Origin of the sequence: Nocardia sp. NPDC052112, assembly GCF_040680135.1 — a bacterium.
In the GTDB taxonomy this organism is placed as follows: Bacteria; Actinomycetota; Actinomycetes; order Mycobacteriales; family Mycobacteriaceae; genus Nocardia.
Window position 1 is genome coordinate 82,154 of record NZ_JBFAWD010000002.1, and the last position, 18,820, is coordinate 100,973.

Here is an 18,820-nt window from a genome sequence, read left to right on the forward strand (position 1 = left end):
GGCCTCGATCTCACGCGGCAGCTGCGACGGGCAGCCCCAGGAATTCGAGAGCGTTGTCGCGCATGATCTTTCGCACGTCGGCCGCGTCGAAGGCGGTCAGTTCGTCGGTGAAGGCCACCGGCTCGGCCAGCCCCTCGCCGTGCGGCCAGTCCGAACCGAACAGGATGCGCTCGGCGCCGATCTTTTCCGCCAGCAGTGGCAGATCATCCTCGTAGTACGGGGCCACCCACACGTGCTCGCGCAGGATATCCACCGGATCGTGCGGGAACGCCTTCGGAGACTGGTTGGCCAGCTTCTTCATCCGCTTGGCCAGCCGGTGCACGAAGTCCGAGCCGTTCTCGATGCTGGCCACCCGCAGCTTCGGATGCCGATCGAACACGCCGTGGATGATCAGCGAGGCCATGGTGTCGTGGATGGCACGGTCGTCGACGAGGATCTTGTCCAGCGCGTCCCCGGGCCCGAATGGCTCGAACGTATCCTTACCACCCCACATGGCGGCGATCTTCAGATATCCGCTGTCACCGAGGTGGAAGGCGACCGGAACATTCGCCTCCGCCAGGCGCGCCCACACCGGATCGTGCGCACGATCACCGAGCGAACGCGGCTTGGCGCTGCCCGGCACCGGAGCGGGTCGAATGTGGACCATGCGCGCACCGCGTTCGAGTACGAACTCGACCTCGGCGACCGCGGCCGCCGGATCGGCCAGCGAGATCATCGGTGCCGAGAGGATCCGGTGGTCCGGCCGGTCGAAACCCCAATCCTCGTCCAGCCACAGGTTGAAGGCATGCAAGGATGCCGCAGTCGCCTCGACGTCGTCCCGGAGAGCCTCTTCCACGCCGCAGCCGAACGTCGGGAACATGAAGATAGTTTCGATGCCCTGCTTGTCGAGGACGGCGACGCGAGCATCTCGATCCCGGTATTCGGGCCGCATTTCCAGGCTCTCGACCTGCATCAGTGTCGCTGGATCCACGCCCTCGGGGACCTGACCGCGGAAGATCAGATCCAAGCAGCCCGGCACGATGATCGGGTCGAAGGTCGGATTGGGAATGAACCGGTTCACCCGGTTGCCGATGATCGCCGTGTGGTACTTGCCGTCCTGGACGATCTGCACACCACGCCGCCGGAACTTCTTGTCCAGGTGCCGAGTGAACGCGTCCAGCGGCTCGTAGTAGTGGTTGTCGACGTCGATCGCCTTGTAGTCGAGCGCAGTCATCAGCGTCCTTTCAGTTCGCCCGATGGTCGTTTCGACCGGTCCGGTGGCCGGCCCGTGCACCGGCATCGACGGCAGCGGTACCGACGGCATCGCCGCGCGGTCCGTCCCAGCCGATCAGTGCAGCGTGACAGTCCTTTCCGGATGCCGCATCTTGCTATCGAACGACCTGCCGCAGATCAAATAGTTATGTCTACTGTATACCTATCGATAGGGCCGTGCACAAGAGTTCGACCAAAGGCCGCCGATCGGCGCAGGCCGACTCGCCCCGGCGTCGGCCGCCCAACGCAAAGCGCCCGGGTGCCGGAACTTTCGTTCCGGCACCCGGGCGCTCGGTCCGCGATCGGTCAGCAGGCCGGGGACTGACCTCCCTGCAGCATCAGCAGGCCACAGAAGGTCTCCGCGGTGACCTTCCACTGCGAGCCGTCCTTGACCGCCTGGCCGAGCTGATCCGGCAGCACCGGATTGCCCGCGACCAGCAGGGTGTAGGTGACATCGGCGTGGGTGGCGTCGAGCGGCTTCACTGCCGACACCGTGGCGGATGTGCCCTGCGCCTGCGGGTTACCCGCCTGGGCCTGCAACACCGGCGCGAAGACCTGCCCCTTCTCCACGACCGCGATCCGCGCATCCGCCGTTGCCGCCCCGTTGAAGAAGGTCACATACGCGTCGGTGACAGCTTTGACGGTCGCCGGATCGGCTTGTGCCGCGGCAGCACTGGACGAGACGGCCGATGTCGATGCGGCGGTGCCGGAGTCATCACTGGAACAACCGGTCAGAGCCGCAGCGGCGACGACCACCAGGCCACAAGACGCTGCGACAGCGCGAAGGAATGGAACACGCATGGAAATCCTCATCTCTAGTGCATTGAAGCTCATATACAGTAAGCGATACAGTAATATCGATTTCTGCGAATTGTGAGAATTTCGCAGCCGGGACACAACCCGGTCCGATACGGAGATCGCCGCCAGCATGGCACCGAATGTACAGCAGCGTTACCACCACAGAGAATATGATTCTCAAAAATGTCATCCGGCCTATCAAATGGAGCCGATCACGGTTCGTGACGTGCCGATAGTCATCGGCATCGGGCGATAGCGCGGCGGCAAACATGTACTGTTCGCAGATCGACGAAACCACATTGCGAACAGCGCCGACACCATAGCGGACGAGGACCGTACGGTCACCGCCAGAGCTGGCGCACACCGAGTGTGCAACCGCGTTACCATCACAGAGAATCCAATTATCGGGCGATGCCGCCCGGTCACACGAATGGAGACGACCGTGGTTCGTGATGTGCTGGTAGTCATCGGCACCGGCGGGATGGGCCGGGCGATCGCGCGGCGGCAAGCCGGCGGCAAACAGGTGCTACTCGCGGATTTCGACGAAACCGCATTGCGGACGGTCGCCGACGCCATGGCAGACGACGGCCACACCGTCACCGCCGCGAGCGTGGACGTCTCCGCCCGCGAGTCGGTCGCCGAACTGGCGAAAACGGCGGAGTCCCTCGGACCGGTCACCCAGATCGTGCACACCGCGGGGCTCTCCCCCGCACAGGCGCCGACGGCCGCGATCCTGCGGGTGGACCTCGTCGGTGTCGGCCTGGTGCTGGAGGAGTTCGGCCAGGTCGTCACCCCGGGTGGGGCCGGTGTGGTCATCGCGAGCATGGGCGGACATATGGGCACCCTGCCCGCGGACCTGGAGGCGGCGCTGGCCACAACCCCGACCGACGAGTTGCTGAATCTCCCCGCCCTCGCCCCGGACGTATTGACCGAACCGGGCCTGGCCTACGCCATCGCCAAGCGCGCCAACCACTTACAGGTCCGCGCCGCGAGCGTGGCTTGGGGCGAGCGCGGCGCCCGGATCAACTCCATCAGCCCCGGCGTCATTTCCACCGCGATGGGACGTCAGGAATTGTCCTCGGCGGGCACCGGCGACGGGATGCGCGCGATGATCGGCATGTCGGCAGCGAAGCGACCGGGCACTCCGGACGATATCGCCGCCGCGGCGGCCTTCCTGCTCGGCCCGGACGCGGCATTCGTCACCGGCACCGATCTGCTGGTGGACGGTGGAGTGGTAGCTGCCTTCCTCGGCATCGCGGCCGCCGCTTCCGCCGAAACACACTGATCCGCAATGTAATTCGACCACCGAAACGTTCGGCGGGGCGCACGGCACATCGAGTGGCGCCGGAGATGTCCGGCGCCTCCCCCGCGAGACTCAGGGCACGATGACGGTGCGAGAAACCGGCTCGGCGGCGGCCTGCCGGGCGTAGATGCCGCGTTGCAGTGACAGCAGCAGCGCGTTGCGTGTCTCCTCGGGACGGATGAGCTCGTCGAAGCCCATATGCTCGGCCGAGTGGTACGACGCCTGCAATTCCATGGCACGCAGGGACGCGGCGACGTCGTCCTCGGCATGCGAGGCACTACTCAGGGCGGCGGCGCTCATCGCCCCCATGGTCGCCCCCGGGTAGGCGAAGGTCGCCACCTGGCTGTCGAACCCGATCAGCGACATCACCATGGACCCGAAGCCATACGCCTTGCGCAACGTCAGGTGCAGCTTCAGCGTCGTTGCCGCCGTCTGTGCGACGAACATCCGTGCGCCACTGCGTAATACGCCGTCCTGCTCGGATTCGCTGCCCGGCAGCATGCCCGGATTGTCGGCCAGGAACACGATCGGCAGGTGGAACGAGTCCGCGACCGTGATGAAGTGGGCGGCCTTGTCGGCGGCGGCGGCGTCGATCGACCCGGCCAGCACCTGCGGCTGGTTGGCGACGACCGCGACCGGGTGACCACCGAGGTGACCCAGTGCACAGATGATCGCCTCGCCGAAATCGGGCTGCACCTCGAACCAGTCGGGATGATCCAGGACCACATCGAGCACCGCACGCATATCGTAGGTGCGCCGGTTGTCGCGGGAGATGATGTCGAGCAGTTCCGGCGTCGGCCGCGGCCCGGCCGATTCGTCGGGAGTCACCGCCGGTGGGTACGACCACGCGCTCGACGGAAAATACGACAGATAGCGGCGGATCGCGTCGAGCACATCCTCGTCGGTTTCGCCGAGGTTGTGGATCAGCCCGCTCGGCAGCGCGACATCCGGGCCGCCGAGATCTTCCTTCGAAATATCTTCCCCCGTGGATACTTTCACCACCGGCGGACCAGCGGTGAAGATCGCGCCCTGCCCGCTCATGATCGCGAAATCGGCCACCGGAGCGATCAGCGCACCGTGCCCGGCCGAGGGGCCGAGCACCCCGGTGACCATCGGCACCCGGCCGGAGCATCGCGCCTGGGCCAGCAAATCGGTCGGCGTACGCCCGTAATGGTCGCCGGTGGGCCGAAATCCCGCACCCTCCAACAGCATTATCAGCGGCACCTTGTTGCGCAGCGCGAGTTCGGCCAGCCGGTAGCGTTTGGAATTGCTGCCCGGCGCGATACTGCCCGCCAGGGTCGTGAAGTCTTCCGCCCCCACCATCACCGGCGCGCCATCGATGAGTCCGGAACCGGTCACGATCGCGTCGGCGGCGACCTCACCGCCGACCAGGGTGCCGAATTCGTGGAAGGTGCCGGGATCGAGCAGCCGCTCGATGCGCGCCCTGGCGTCGAGCTTGCCCTTGCCGCGATGTTTGGCGACCCGTTCGGGCCCACCCATCGCCTGTGCGCGCGCACGGCGGCGCCCGAGGTCTTCGAGGGTTTCGTCCCAGGTCTGGGCATTCGTCATCGCTATGTCCTAATCGATCGAGTCGGGTGTTGCGGTCACATCAGCGAGTAGCGAATCGGAAGATGTTTGAGCCCGCCCACGAATGTGGTCGCACTGAGTTCGGGCACACCGTTCAGCTCGATCGAGGTCAATCGCGGCAGCAGTTCGGTGAGGAATTTATTGATCTCCATCCGGGCCAGTCCGGCGCCGAGACAGAAGTGCACGCCGAATCCGAACGCCACATGTTTATTGGGCTCCCGCTCGATATCGAAACGGAACGGGTCTTCGAAGGCGTCCTCGTCACGGTTCGCCGACACATAGGACAGCAATACCGATTCGCCCGCGGCGATAGGCACGTCGTGGACCGTCGTATCTTCGGCGGCAGTCCGCATGAATGCCTTGACCGGCGTGACCCAGCGGATGATCTCCTCGGTCGCCCGCGGCATCAGATGCAGATCGGTACGCAACCTTTCGCGCTGATCGGGATGCTCGATCAGGGCGCGCAGGCCCCCGGAGATGCTGCTGCTGGTGGTGTCGTGCCCGGCCGTGGCAATGATGGCGTAGTACGACATGGTGTCGACATCCGACAGTGGCTCACCGTCGATACGGGCGTTGGCGATGGTGGATCCGAGGTCTCCGGTGGGATTCGCCCGCCAAGACTCGGTCAGATGCTTGAAGTACTCGAACATCTCGAGCAGCGAGTTGATCTTCTCGTCCGACGGTGCACTGCGCTGCAACTCGGCATCGTCGTTGCCGACCAATTCCTGTGTGAGCTTCAGCATCCGGGGAAAATCGGCCTCCGGAACGCCGAGCAGCGACATGATCACATACAGCGGGAAATTCACCGCGACCTCCTGGACGAAGTCGCATTCCCCACCGGCAGCGCGCATTTTGTCGACGTAGCGTTTCGCCAGTTGCTCGACCCGATCCCCCAGTGCCTTCATGGCTTTCGGGCTGAACCAATCCGCGGCGATCGCCCGTACGACCCGGTGCTGCGGCTCATCCATATGGATCAGCGTGCGAATACCGGTGGCCGCCTGCATTTCATCCGATTCGGCGGTCATCAGCACCGGTCGAGGCCAGTTCGTGAACAGCCGGTTGGCCCGCTCGATCGCCATGATGTCGGCATGTTTGGTGATCGCCCAGAACGGCTTGTACGCGGGCACATCGACCAGCGATACCGGAGCCTTCGCCCGCAGCGCGGTGAGCGCGCCGTGCAACCGTGCCTCGTCGGCATACGCGGTCGGGTCTGCGAGGACATTGGCGGCTTCGTCGACGATCGGCATGCTCATCAGCGGCACTTCCATTCCATCCGTCTTCATGCGGGTCCGATCCGGCGGGCGCACCGCGTCCCAGATCGTTGTATCGGCCAACAGCCTGATTTATAGTGACCCTTACTGTCAAGCATTCTATATCGCGCATCCATGCAGCGGAACGGTGGTATTCATGGACTCCGGGCAACGCAAAATCGTTGTGGTCGGCGCCGGCTCGGGAATCGGCGCGGCGACCGCGGCCCACTTCCACCACAACGGCGACCACGTGCTCGCGGTAGATCTGCACCCCAACGAAACCCCGGCCGCACAGCACGAACAGTGCGACCTGCGCGACGCCACGGCCATCGCGGCGCTGCTGGACCGGATCGGCTCGGGCTGGGATCTGCTGGCCTATGTCGCAGGCGTGCCCGGCACCGCACCGGCCGCAGACGTGTTGAAGGTGAACTATCTCGGTATGCGACTGACTGTCGAGGGCATGCTGCCGCTACTGCGGCACGGTGGCGCGATCGTCACGATCGCCTCGGTGGCCGCCCTCGGCTGGCAGCAGCGCCTGGACGACCTGGCCGGACTGCTCGCCGCGAGCGACGCCGAGACCGTCGAGCGCTGGCAGGACGGTCAGGACCCGACTTATCCGGTGTACAGCACATCGAAGCAGGCCGCGATCATCTACGCGAAGCGGCTGGCGCCGACGGCCTGGCAGAAATACGGGATCCGGGTGAACACCGTCAGTCCGGGGCCGACCGAGACGCCGATCCTGGCCGACTTCGAGGCGTCGATGGGCAAGGACGTCCTCGACACCGTGAAGGCGACGATCGGCAGGCACGCCACCGTGGACGACATCGTGCCCGTGATCGCATTCCTCGGCTCGCCGCAGGCGCGCTGGATCAACGGACAGGACGTCCACGTGGACGGCGGATTCGTCGCACCGCTGATCGCCGGGGCACCGATACAGCTGTAACCGACAGCCCGCCGACCACCGCCGGTTCAGCGCGCGGAAGCTATACTGTATAGATTACAGTATCTTGTACCGGCAAGGCGCCGCGCGCTGTGACGATGTAGAGGTGAGCTGTGGATATCCCCGTTCAAGACAAATCGGCGACGGCCGAAGACACCCTCGACCTGCGGGACCCCTACCCGTTCTTCGCCGCCAAGCGGCGCGACGGCGGTGTCTTCCACGGAACGGTCATGGACTACTCCCGGACCCCGGAGTCGCTGCGCCCGTCGGACAGCTATGCCGCGGTCTCCTACCCGGCGGTGAGCACCGCACTGCGCAACAGTCGGGTATTCAGTTCCAAGCTCTACGATTCCACGATCGGCGTATTCATGGGCCCGACCATTCTCGCCATGGACGGCAAGAAGCATCGGGCGCACCGGAATCTGGTGGCCACCGCATTCAAGCCGCAGTCGCTGCTGCAGTGGGAACCGGAGATCGTCCGGCCGATCTGCAACGCGCTCATCGACGAGTTCGCCGAGCGCGGCAGCGCCGACCTCGTCAAGGAATTCACCTTCGAGTTCCCCACCCGTGTCATCGCCCGCCTGCTCGGACTCCCCGAGGAAGACCTGCCCTTCTTCCGCCAGGCGGCGGTGTCGATCATCAGCTACGCCAACAAGGTTCCGCAGGCGCTGGAAGCGTCCAACGACCTGAAGGAATACTTCCTCGGGCATATCGAGCGGCGGCGGTCCGAGCCGACCGACGACATCATCGGCGATCTGGTGACCGCCGAGATCGACGGAGAGAAGCTGACCGAGGAGGCCATTTACTCGTTCCTGCGGCTGCTGCTGCCTGCCGGATTGGAAACCACCTATCGGTCGTCCGGAAATCTGCTGTACCTGCTGCTCACGCATCCGGAGCAATACGAGGCGGTGCAGCGCAATCACGACCTGCTCCCGCAGGCCGTCGAGGAAGGGTTGCGCTACGAAACGCCGCTCACGCTCGTGCAGCGGTACGTGACGGAGGATACCGAACTGGAAGGTGTCGCCATTGCGCGGGGCGCGGTGCTCGATCTGTGCCTGGGATCGGCGAACCGCGACGAGAACCGTTGGGAGCGACCGGAGGAATTCGATATCTTCCGATCCCACATTCCGCACATCAGCTTCACCGCCGGTGCGCACACCTGCCTCGGCCTGCACCTGGCTCGGATGGAGACCCGGGTCGCCATGGAGGCCCTGCTGAGCAGGCTGACCGGATTCACCCTGGTGGACGCGGGCGATCCGCATATCTTCGGCCAGCCGTTCCGCTCGCCCAACACACTGCCGGTGACCTTCGATGTCATTGCCTGAGCTACAGCGGAATCGGAATCGGTTCGATCTGTCCGGCCGCGCGGCGCTGGTCACAGGTGCCGGCGGCGGCATCGGCGCGGCCGTCGCCACCGCACTGGCCGAGCAGGGCGCGGCGGTACTGGTCACCGATCTCGACGCGGCGGCGGCCGCGACCACGGCGGAGCGGATTATCACCGACGGCGGACACGCCGCGAGCGTCGCACTGGACGTTCGTGATCCCGAGGCCGCCGACGCCGCAGTCGCCGCGGCGGCCGAGCTGGCCGGCGGCACCTTGCACATCGTGGTCAACAACGCCGGGGTAACCGCGCCCGCGATGTTCGGCAAGACCACCGAGGAGTCGGTACGGCAATTGCTCGACATCCATGTACTCGGCGCGTTCCGCTGCGCGCAGGCGGCACTGGCATACCTACCCACCGACGGCACCGGCCGCATCATCAACGTGACCTCGTCGGCCGGTCTGGCCGGGGCGCTCGGGCAGGTCAACTACTCGGCCGCGAAGTCCGCCATCGTCGGTCTGACCAAATCGCTGGCCCGTGAGCTGGCGCGCAAGCAGATCACCGTCAACGCGCTGGCGCCGGCGGCCGCTACCGCCATGACGGCCAAGATCCGCACCGACCCCAAGTTCGCCGAAAAGATGCTCGACCGCATTCCGCTGCGGCGGTGGGCCGAACCCGATGAGGTCGCCGGGGCCTTTGTCTTTCTCGCCTCCGATGCCGCTTCCTACATCACCGGTCAGATCCTGCCGGTGGACGGTGGCCTGGTGATGTGATGTCCGATCCGACCGCGGGCCCGCTCGCCGGAATCACCGTCGTGGCCCTGGAGCAGGCCGTCTCCGCTCCCATGTGCACCCGTACCCTGGCCGATTTCGGAGCCAGGGTTATCAAGATCGAGAATCCGCGCGGCGGCGACTTCGCGCGCGACTACGACGATGTTGTCAACGGGCTCGCCGCGCATTTCGTGTGGGTGAACCGCGGCAAGGAATCGGTGACGCTCGACCTCAAGAATTCGGAGGGGATGGCGGTCCTGCACCGGTTGCTGGAATCCGCCGACGTATTCGTATCCAACCTGGCGCCGGGGGCGACGGCCGCACTCGGCTTGGCCTCGGACGATCTGGCGACGCGGCATCCGCACGTGATCGCGATGGAGATCGATGGCTACGGCCCCGGCGGGCCGCTGTCCCACAAAAGAGCCTATGACCTGCTGATTCAGGCCGAATCAGGGGTATGCGCGGTCACCGGCTTCCTGGATGCCCCCGCCAAACCCGGTCCGCCCATCGCCGACGTGTGCTCGGGCCTGTACGCGGCATTGACGATCGTGGCGCTGATCTGCGGCAGACGAGCACCCGGCGGATCCGCGACCGAACCCGCTGCGGCGGCGGTGAGCCTGTTCGATACGGCTGCCGAACTGATGGGATACGCGCTCAACTACACCCGGTACACCGGAATCGATCAGCAGCCGCTCGGCATGAGTTCCCCGGCGGTCGCCCCCTACGGTGCCTATCCCACCAGTGACGGCCGCACCGTGGTGCTCGGCACGACGAACGACCGAGAATGGCAGCGCCTGGCCCGCGACATTCTCGACCGGCCCGATCTCGCCGAGGATCCGAGATTCACCACCAATGCCGGACGGGTGCGCCACCGCAGCGAACTCGATGCCACGATCGCGCACTGGTGTGCGCAACACGATTTGGCCACCGTCCAGTCGCGCGCCGACGCGGCCGGAATCGGGAACGCCCGCTACAACACCCCCGCCGACGTGATCGCCCACCCACACCTCGCGGCACGTCGACGCTGGCGACCGATCCAGACGCCCGCCGGTCCGGTACCCGCCCTGCTGCCACCGCCCGTCATCGCCGGATACGAACCGCCTATGGGGGCCATCCCAGGACTGGGCCAGCACACCGAAACCGTCCTGGCCGCAGCCGGATTCGGTGCGGAGGAAATCACCCGCCTGCGTAACCGGGGGGCCATCGGACCGGTGCCGACCAACCCATTTGCAGATCCGGATATGGAAGGACGACATTGTGACCGAGCGCAGCGAGGGAACCAAAGGCACAGCACCGCCGGTCACGGCGGAACCGAGCGCCAGCGAGGTGGAGTTGTGACCGAGCGCAGCGAGGGAACCAAAGGCACAGCACCGCCGGTCACGGCGGAACCGAGCGCCAGCGAGGTGGAGTTGTGACCGACGAACCGGTATTGCGCACCGAGCAGGTGGGTGCGGTGCTGACACTGACACTGAATCGCCCGCACCGTAAGAACGCGCTGACCCGCGAGGTGTGGGCGGGACTGCGCGCGGAGTTCCACCGGGTCGCGCACGGTCGCGACATTCGTGCCGTGGTCCTGACCGGGGCCGACGGCACGTTCTGTTCGGGCGCCGATATCTCCGATACCGCCGGCATGGACGAATTTCCCGATCCCAGCCGGGAACTGCGCGTCATCAACGAGGTCGTGCAGCAGTTGCACGACCTCCCGGTGCCCACCGTCGCAAAAGTGCGCGGGGTGGCGGCAGGCGCGGGATGGAATCTCGCGCTCGGATGCGACCTGGTGGTGGCGACGCCCGACGCGCGCTTCTGCCAGATCTTCTCCCGGCGAGCGCTGTCGCTGGATTGCGGTGGCTCCTGGCTACTGCCCAAACTCGTCGGCCTACAGCAGGCCAAGCGCCTGGCATTGCTGGCCGACATGATCGGCGCCGAGGAAGCGCACTCGCTCGGACTCGTGACGTGGATACAGCCCGACGAGGCTGTCGACAAGTTCGTCGATGAGCTGGCGGTGCGGCTGGCCGCCGGGCCGCCGCTCGCACTCGCGCAGACCAAGGCGCTGTTGAACGACGGAACGGATCGGACGATGCGCGAGGCGCTCGCCAACGAGGCGCGCGCCCAAACCATCAACCTGTCCGGCGCCGATGTAATCGAGGCGTTCGCCGCGTTCGCCGAGAAACGCGAGCCGGTCTTCACCGGGGCATGGGGCACAGGAGGTTAGCAATGGCGAAACGGGTCACCGTCGAGCGGCGGCAGCGACGCGAACGCGGCTCGCTGAATCCGGAGGACATCATCGATGGCGCATTCGAACTCGCGCAACAGGTTTCGATCGACGGCCTGAGCATGCCGCTGCTGGGTAAGCATCTCAATGTCGGGGTCACCAGTATCTACTGGTACTTCCGCAAGAAGGACGATCTGCTCAATGCGATGACCGACCGCGCGCTGCGGCTGTATGTGTATGCCGTGCCCTACCCATCCGTCGAAGCGGGCAATTGGCGTGAGACGCTGGGTAACCACGCGCGCACCATGCGGCGCACCTTCCTGGCGAGCCCGATCCTGTGCGATCTGATCCTGGTCAGATCGGCGCTGAGTCAGCACGCCGGTCGGGTGGGTGCCGAGCAAGTGGAGCGGACGGTGGCCAGCCTGGTGGAAGCCGGCCTTTCGGTCGAGCAGGCCTTCGACATCTACTCCGCGATCAATCTGCACATCCGCGGATCGGTTGTGCTGCAACGGCTCTACGACAAGAACCAGGAGCTGGAGGTAGCGGGCCGGGCATACTACGACAGCATTCTGATCGAGCCGGAGACGACTCCGATGCTCGCCGAGGCCATGGCCAAGGGACTGCGATCGGGCGCACCGGACGACCGGAATTTCGAATACGGACTGCGCTGCATCCTCGACCACGCGAGCCGGCTGATCCAGCTGAATTCGTCGGCACACACGAATTCCGTCGCGCCGGGCGACGCCGCCCAGGCCTCGTAGGACTGTCCGACACCACTCGTCGTCCCGGCCGGACATCCGCCTGCCGGGACGACGAATCTTGTACGCCGGGTGCCCAGTCCGGAAAGGCTGGTTCGGTTAGCGGGAAGCTCGGACGCTACACCGCGGAGTTGAGTGCGTCGGTACAGCCCGCACACGATCGCAGCTCGATGATCAATCCGACCCGCTGGCATATCGGCGCTGTCGGTCACGGGCCGAGGAACAATTGTTCGCACGGCAGGCGCGGCAGCGGCCGACAGTCCTCGATGGTATCGCGTATCAATTCGATTGTGCACCAATGCATTCGCCTCCAATCGTGGATCAAGTTACGGACTGCCGCCGCGGCGGCCGAGTAGTCGAAGACCACGCCGGCCAGCCAGATTCGCACGTGGACATCACCTTCGGGTGGGAACCATCGTTTGACGGTCATGGCTTATCGTCACCCCCAGGCATTACCGTGTCGACCTTTCCGGACGAGGGCACTAGTGGACCATTTCCGCCGTGCTGGGCTTGCGACCGTGGCGCATGACTATCGCGATGACCAGAGCGACCAGCGCCAACCCCGACATGAACCAGAAGGTGAGCACATAACCCTGGTCGGCGAAAACCTGCGGAATCGGTTGGGTCGCACTCCGACCCATCGCGCCGACCTCGGCATTGATCGGGTTGGCGGACTGGAATGCGGCCATGATGGCGGCCCCGACGGCCGCGCCGATGCCGATGGTCACACCGAGCATGCCGGATCCGATGCCCTGCTGTTCCTCGGGCAGCGCATCGACCATCAGGATGGAAGCGGCGGCGAAGAACAGTCCGAAACCGATACCGAACAACCCGTTCAGCACGCCGAACAGCTGCCAGCTGTAATGCGGTGTGGCCAGCGCGAAGCCGATACCCACACCGATCATCACCACACACGCGATGATCGCGGGGATACGGGCGCCGATCCGGCGCGCGAGAACACCGGCGATCGGGCCGAATATCATACTCACGACACCCGCCCAGATCCCCAGATGCGTTGCGAACGAGAGCATTCCGAAGCCACTGCCGTAGTGGTAGGTGGGATCGAGACGCACGTGCACCACCGAAAGCGGCAGCTTCATTCCGGTCATCTCGTGCGCCTTGTCGACCGCGCCCTGCGCGACCATCTGCTTCAGCTGCTCCGAGCTGGGCGTCTGGCTCATATACCCGAGTGCGGTCGCCACCACCATGAGCATGCCCGTCGCGAACAATGTCATCAGCATCGTGAGACCGACCTCGGGTCGTGACAGTAGCCTGATGTTCATGACGGGTCGACTGGACCGAGACTCGATCACGACGAACAGCACGAGCAGCGCCGCTCCGCCGATGACCCAGGCCAGCGCCGAGGCTCTGCCCCAGCCCCAGTCCTGTCCCTTGGACAGGTACAGCAGGATGCCGAAGGTGCCCGCCGACAGCATGATGATGCCGAAGGGCTGGATCCGCTCGCGCACCCGCAACTTGGACTCCGGAACGACAAGTGCGAACAGCACCATCACCGCCGCGGTGTAGACGACCAGGAACCAGAACAGCGCGCGCCACTGGAAATGGTCCACCAACGCGCCTGCGATGATCGGCCCCAACAGCCCGGAGACCCCGACACCGCCGGCGACCACACCGAGTCCGAGCGCTAGGTACTTGCGTGGCAACAGATCTCGGACGAGACCATAGGACAGCACCAGGGTGGCTGTCGCGAACGCCTGCAGGCCCCGGCCCACCAGGAACAACGTCCAACTGGAGGTCGTGGCGTCGATCAGGCTGCCGACCAGGAACAGCGCCCCGCAGAGCAGGTAGACACGCGTCTTGCCCCACATATCACTCAACTTGCCCAGCACCGGGGTCGCGGCGGCCCCGATGATGCCGGTGATGATGATCGCCCAGTTGATATCGGAGCCGACAGTCGAGAACGTCGTCGTCATCTTCTGCAGCGCCGCGCCGACCATGACGGTCTGGAAAGCCGAGGTCTCGGTGAGCAGCACGATTGCCGCGAGCACGGTGATGACCCGCAGTCCGGAGGCACCGTCGAGCCGACCGGTGTCGACTGGTTCGACGCCCTCCGGCGGCGGGGTGGCAGTGGTGGTGGTCATGGGTCACCCCACCAGATCCGGGGCTTGCCACAGCGGGAACACGCGATCCGGATCGCACTGCTCGTCGACGATCCATTTGCACATCCGCCGCACCGGTTCCATCGCGTCCTGCGGAATCGTGAAGTTGACGCTGGCGGCATACCCCAGTGAGGTGAGCCGTTGGGCGCCGAACAGCGGAAGCCGGTCGCGTAGTTCGGTTTTCAGCGATTCGGGATAGATTCCGATCGTCTGGGTATAGGCATTGACAGCGTCGGTCACCTTGTCGATGCTGTCGACCGGGACGATATTGGCCACCCGTCCGGACAGCATCATCGAATAGTGCACCGGTTCGTCGAGTTGGGAGACGACGATGGCGCCCTCGCCGTCCTCGCCTCCGTAGACGCGGTACCAGTCGTCGTTCAACCGCGACCCCTCGACATGCTCGAGCAACGTGCGGTTGACGACCTTCGGCTTGGTGGATAGCGACCCGGGCAGGTGCAGCATCGATTCGTAGATGTGTTCACCGAGTCGATTCGCCCGTTCCAGTCCCGGCTCATCGGTGCCGCTGAGCACGTAGATGACCCGCGCGTTGACGCAACCCTCCTGGTTGCCCGCGCCGACGTCGCAGGCCGCGCGCACGGCCACCTCGCGCAGGGTGTCCTCGCTCTCGAACGCCTCCGATCCGATGATCGTCGCGCTGCGCTTGGGATCGAGCGAAATCAGCTCCAGTCCCGGCTGGATGTACTTCGTCACGTGCTTGACAGAGGCGAAACCGCCCCAGGCGACGATCTTCTCGATGTGCTCCGGCTTGTAGAGCTGCTCCTCGAAGGCGGTGTCGCCGCCCTTCCAGTACCCGACGGACAGATGTTTGGTGATCGGGTGGTCGGGGGCGATGTCGCGCAGTGTGCGCGCGATGGCCATGGCCGTGAGCGGATCGTTGGATGGCGCCTTGATGATCACGTCACTGCGGGTGATCGCCGAACGCAGGATGGTGACCGCCGAAACGAGTCCACCATTGCCCGCGGCGATGTGCAGCGTACGGGAACCGAAGGCACGGACCCGAAGACTGCGGCCATCGAGCGAAGTGCGTGGCACCCAGCCTTCGAGATACGCGATGCCGACCGAGGTTTCGGCGATCTCGCGCATGAACTCCCGGCTGAACAGCGCCTGCAGTCCGATGTAGCCGGTGCGCAGGATCGACTCCGGGAACGGGTTGGCCAGGACGGACGCCTCGTACGCCTCCTGGAGGTGGGGGTTCTTGTCGAGATCGAGATGCTTCCCGAGTTCCTCCAGCAGGTCGAGGATCTCCTCGAAGGACAACGCGTACAGATCGGCCATATCCGCCGGACTGCGCAGCGGCAGCGCGTTGACGTACTTGTGCGGATCCGGCGCCTGGAAGCTGTGCTCGAGGCGGGTGCCGAACGGAACCAGATCGTCGGTGATCACCTCACCGCGAATGAACAGCGGAACAGTGAAAGCGCTCATGCCTGCGCCTCGCCAATGCTCGCCTCCGGCACGACCGCTTGGGCGGCTGTGTTTTCTGTTCGCTCACCAAGCTCACTCATGCCTGGAACTCCTTGAGAAAATCGATGGCCTCGTTGTGGACCTCGTGGCTGGCCGCGCACGAGATGCGGTCGTCGTCGACGCCCTGTTTCTCGCTGAAGCGGATGATGTGGTGTTCGAGGGCGACGGTGGTTCGGCCACACGGGCATTCGAGCGACCAGTCGACGGTCACCTCGTCGCCGGTGATCACACCGCCCCAATGGCTCTGGTTGACCAGGTCGTAGACCGCGAACCGTCCGGTCTGGCGGCCGGCGCGCGGCAACGGTTCGCTGGTATCGGGGTCGAGCACGTACGGAATCACCCACGGCTGCAGGTGATAACGGCCCTCGGCGCACGCCGCATGGATGCCGTTGTGTTCGGAGAACCCGTATCCCTCCTGAACGTCGTTGCCGTAGAACTCCCTGATGACGTCCATGAATCCGTCGGGCAGGACGTCACCCGCTTTCCTGCCGCCGCCGGTCTGAATCGCCGAATTCGGCGCGAACGCACCGCGGATGCCCTCCGCGAGCCCGGCCGAGGCCAGGTCATACATGAGCTTGTAGGTGCTGGACATGAACACCCGCTTGCCCCGCAGCTGATTGGTCAATCGCTGCAGAAACTCGCTCACCTCGAGTGGCGCGCGCTGTTGCATGGCGATGAACTCGTCCTTGCGGGCGGCCAACGCCGGATCGATCTGCAGGCGATCCAACTCGCCCTTGGCGGCGGCGGCGCGCATCTTGGCCGCCAGGAACATCATGTCGGTGTCGAGATGGCCGGAGTAGAGGGCGTGGAACCGACTCTCGTCACCGCCGGTGAACTCGCGCTTGATCCACGGCACCACGCGGGTGTGGCCGACCCGGCCGCCGCTGTAGTTCGGCCAGATCACGTCGACCACGGGCTCGAGCTGGTCCTCGGTCGGCTCCTGCCCGAACTGCTGGAACAGCGTCGCCCGCCAGATCTGCATGCCCTCGACGGTCGTCAACTCGTCCTTGGGGATGATCGAGAGTGTTCCGGTCGTGCCCGACGAAGTGATCACCTGCAGTTCGCTGGCGGCCTCCACGCACTCGAGCCACTCGTCGATGGACTGCGCGCCGGCGGCGTCGACCTCGGACAGATCGTGGGTAGTGATCTTGCCGAGCCAGCGGGTCATCAGGTCGAAGCGCTTGTTGTCGATCAATGCCGGTGGATAGGACTTGTAGGTGGTGTGCGAAAACATCAGCGGCACCACGTCGTTGAACTTGTCGACCGAAGTGATTCCGAGCCGGTCGGCCAGCTTCCGCACCATCTCGATGTGCTCGCGGTGCTGTGCGAACCGCAGCACCATCGCCTCGCGCTGCAACTCCTCGAGTTCCGCACGGGGAAGGCTGTGCATTTTCGTCACGGACTTGTCGAAGTATTCGAATGGGTGGTCCATGAAGGTCTCGACCGTGTGCGTACTCATCAAATGTGCTCCCAGTTCGTCGAGCCTGCGCTCGGCGCCATCTCGGCCTCGTCCCATGTGCTGGATCACATCGACCACACACGAGACCCTTAAAACATCAGCGGTTTCTTAAACCGTACAAGCACGGTCCCGCAGGCGCAAGAGACAACGGACAAATCACTATTCTCAGCCGATTCATGCCATCTGAGCTGCAGAAATAACCAGCAATCCGAGCGCACGACTACCCGGCGCAACAACAGGAAGGGGCTTACCGCAAATAACACGGTAAGCCCCTTTAGAAATAGCATTTCGCTATGTCCGATTCAAGGTGATCAGACAGCCGACGGTCGACGGCCCTAGCCATCCCTCCGATCGGCGTGGATCGCGAGACTACTTCGCCGCGGAATAGTTCGGACGTCCCAGCCCGAGAATGTATTGCGCGATCATATTGCGGAATACATCCAGGGTCCCGCCGTAGATACCGATCAGCGGCGCCCACCGGTAGAGATATTCGGCCGCGCCGTCTGCCGCGGCTCCCCCGTCACCGCCCGGCAACGCCGACCCGTCGCCGAGGACATCCATGAGGTCCGGGGCGATATCCCGCATGGTTTGCGCGATGGCTACGCGGCCGAACAGGCTCGGCGCACTGAGTGCCGCCTCGATGCGGGCTTGCGCTCGGCCGAGCCGATACGCGATCGATCCGTCGTCGAGACGGCGACGGCCGTCCGGCCCAGTCGCGGCGGCCAGCGCCGACACCCGGTCGGCTGCCACGGCCATCGTGGTGCCGAAACCGCTCATGATCGCGATATCGGCCAGCCCGTTCGGGTCGGCGCCGCCGGCGCCGTGCTCGGCGGACAACGGACCATTGAGCACTCGCCAGCCGTCGTTCACCGCACCGAGCCGGTATCGATCCGGAACCCGGACATCCTGGTAGTAGGTGATGTTGGTGCGTTCACCATCGACGGTCCGCAGGCCCTGGATATCGATGCCGGGCGAGTTCAGCGGCACCAGGAACATGGTCAGATTGCGATGTCTGCGCCCGTCCGGATCGGTATCGGTCAGCAGGAACACATACCGGCAGTTGTGGGCACCGGAGGTGAACATCTTCTGCCCGTTGACAATCCAGTCCGTGCCCGCGCGCACCGCCCGCGTCGCGCAGGCGGCGATATCGGATCCGCCCTCGGGTTCGGTGTAGCCCATGGCGAACCGGATCTCGCCGCTATACACCCCGGGCAGCACCTCCTCGAGCAGCTCCGGCGAACCGAACTCGCGGACCGCCCGCAGGATCATCATGGTGGCGCCCCAGGTCACCAGCGGCACCCCGGCCCGGCGCCGCTCGAGGTCCCAGATCCGGCGCTGCACCGGTGTCAGTCCCCCGTCCGCCGCACTGTTCGCCTCCCGCTCGAGCCACCCCTGTGCTCCCATCGCCAGATGTAGCTCCTCGACGAATCCGTCGCCGGACTCGTGCGCGCGGCGCAGCACATCCTCGGTCACTGTGGCCACGAGAAAATCCCGGGCCCGGCCGAGGAATTCCTGATCTTCGGCGGTCGGCTCGACCCTGGCGAAGTCCACTTCGGTTCCCTTCCT

16 protein-coding genes are annotated in these 18,820 nt (G+C 65.2%); 7 read left to right on the forward strand and 9 right to left on the reverse strand.

The annotated features are described in order from the left end of the window. Positions 1–10: 10 nt before the first annotated feature. Entirely contained in the window at positions 11–1,213 is a 1,203-nt protein-coding gene (locus tag AB0L58_RS03715; protein WP_364380506.1) for an amidohydrolase family protein, read from the reverse strand. Between the two features lie 344 nt (positions 1,214–1,557). Beyond that, positions 1,558–2,181, reverse strand: a complete 624-nt coding sequence (locus tag AB0L58_RS03720; RefSeq protein WP_364380509.1) for a hypothetical protein — start codon at positions 2,179–2,181, stop codon at positions 1,558–1,560. 310 nt (positions 2,182–2,491) lie between these two features. Between AB0L58_RS03720 and AB0L58_RS03725 the strand changes: the two genes are divergently transcribed. Further along, positions 2,492–3,334 (forward strand): SDR family oxidoreductase, encoded by an 843-nt coding sequence (locus AB0L58_RS03725; RefSeq protein ID WP_364381739.1) that lies wholly within the window; start codon positions 2,492–2,494, stop codon positions 3,332–3,334. Between the two features lie 90 nt (positions 3,335–3,424). Here AB0L58_RS03725 and AB0L58_RS03730 read toward each other — a convergent pair whose 3' ends face one another. Continuing rightward, positions 3,425–4,921, reverse strand: coding sequence for a carboxyl transferase domain-containing protein (locus tag AB0L58_RS03730; RefSeq protein WP_364380512.1), 1,497 nt, complete (start codon positions 4,919–4,921; stop codon positions 3,425–3,427). Positions 4,922–4,956: 35 nt separating this feature from the next. Beyond that, the gene (locus tag AB0L58_RS03735; RefSeq protein WP_364381743.1) at positions 4,957–6,192 is read right to left on the reverse strand and encodes a cytochrome P450; all 1,236 of its coding nucleotides are present in this window, start codon (positions 6,190–6,192) and stop codon (positions 4,957–4,959) included. A 154-nt stretch (positions 6,193–6,346) separates the two neighbouring features. Between AB0L58_RS03735 and AB0L58_RS03740 the strand changes: the two genes are divergently transcribed. The 6 genes from AB0L58_RS03740 (at position 6,347) to AB0L58_RS03765 (ending at position 12,193) form a co-directional block, all read left to right on the forward strand. Beyond that, complete coding sequence (locus tag AB0L58_RS03740; RefSeq protein WP_364380514.1) at positions 6,347–7,132, forward strand: coniferyl-alcohol dehydrogenase; 786 nt, start codon at positions 6,347–6,349, stop codon at positions 7,130–7,132. 110 nt (positions 7,133–7,242) lie between these two features. Further along, positions 7,243–8,454: a cytochrome P450 gene (locus tag AB0L58_RS03745; protein ID WP_364380517.1), complete on the forward strand. Its 1,212-nt coding sequence runs from the start codon at positions 7,243–7,245 to the stop codon at positions 8,452–8,454. Then, positions 8,441–9,223: an SDR family NAD(P)-dependent oxidoreductase gene (locus AB0L58_RS03750; RefSeq protein WP_364380520.1), complete on the forward strand. Its 783-nt coding sequence runs from the start codon at positions 8,441–8,443 to the stop codon at positions 9,221–9,223. The genes AB0L58_RS03745 and AB0L58_RS03750 overlap by 14 nt, the downstream gene beginning before the upstream one ends. Then, positions 9,223–10,635, forward strand: a complete 1,413-nt coding sequence (locus AB0L58_RS03755; protein WP_364380523.1) for a CaiB/BaiF CoA-transferase family protein — start codon at positions 9,223–9,225, stop codon at positions 10,633–10,635. The genes AB0L58_RS03750 and AB0L58_RS03755 overlap by 1 nt, the downstream gene beginning before the upstream one ends. Further along, on the forward strand, positions 10,632–11,432 hold the full coding sequence (locus AB0L58_RS03760; protein WP_364380526.1) for an enoyl-CoA hydratase-related protein: 801 nt from the start codon (positions 10,632–10,634) through the stop codon (positions 11,430–11,432). The genes AB0L58_RS03755 and AB0L58_RS03760 overlap by 4 nt, the downstream gene beginning before the upstream one ends. A 2-nt stretch (positions 11,433–11,434) precedes the next feature. Continuing rightward, entirely contained in the window at positions 11,435–12,193 is a 759-nt protein-coding gene (locus AB0L58_RS03765) for a TetR/AcrR family transcriptional regulator C-terminal domain-containing protein (RefSeq protein ID WP_364380529.1), read from the forward strand. A 205-nt stretch (positions 12,194–12,398) separates the two neighbouring features. Here AB0L58_RS03765 and AB0L58_RS03770 read toward each other — a convergent pair whose 3' ends face one another. From AB0L58_RS03770 to AB0L58_RS03790, 5 genes are all read right to left on the reverse strand, one after another. Continuing rightward, positions 12,399–12,620: a hypothetical protein gene (locus tag AB0L58_RS03770; protein WP_364380532.1), complete on the reverse strand. Its 222-nt coding sequence runs from the start codon at positions 12,618–12,620 to the stop codon at positions 12,399–12,401. A gap of 52 nt (positions 12,621–12,672) precedes the next feature. Continuing rightward, complete coding sequence (locus AB0L58_RS03775; protein ID WP_364380535.1) at positions 12,673–14,292, reverse strand: MFS transporter; 1,620 nt, start codon at positions 14,290–14,292, stop codon at positions 12,673–12,675. Between the two features lie 3 nt (positions 14,293–14,295). Next, the gene (locus AB0L58_RS03780) at positions 14,296–15,756 is read right to left on the reverse strand and encodes an acyl-CoA reductase (protein ID WP_364380538.1); all 1,461 of its coding nucleotides are present in this window, start codon (positions 15,754–15,756) and stop codon (positions 14,296–14,298) included. A gap of 76 nt (positions 15,757–15,832) precedes the next feature. Further along, positions 15,833–17,254, reverse strand: a complete 1,422-nt coding sequence (locus tag AB0L58_RS03785) for a hypothetical protein (protein WP_364380542.1) — start codon at positions 17,252–17,254, stop codon at positions 15,833–15,835. A 369-nt stretch (positions 17,255–17,623) separates the two neighbouring features. Next, a complete protein-coding gene (locus AB0L58_RS03790; RefSeq protein ID WP_364380545.1) occupies positions 17,624–18,805 on the reverse strand; it encodes an acyl-CoA dehydrogenase family protein in 1,182 nt (393 codons plus the stop codon). Positions 18,806–18,820: the final 15 nt, after the last annotated feature.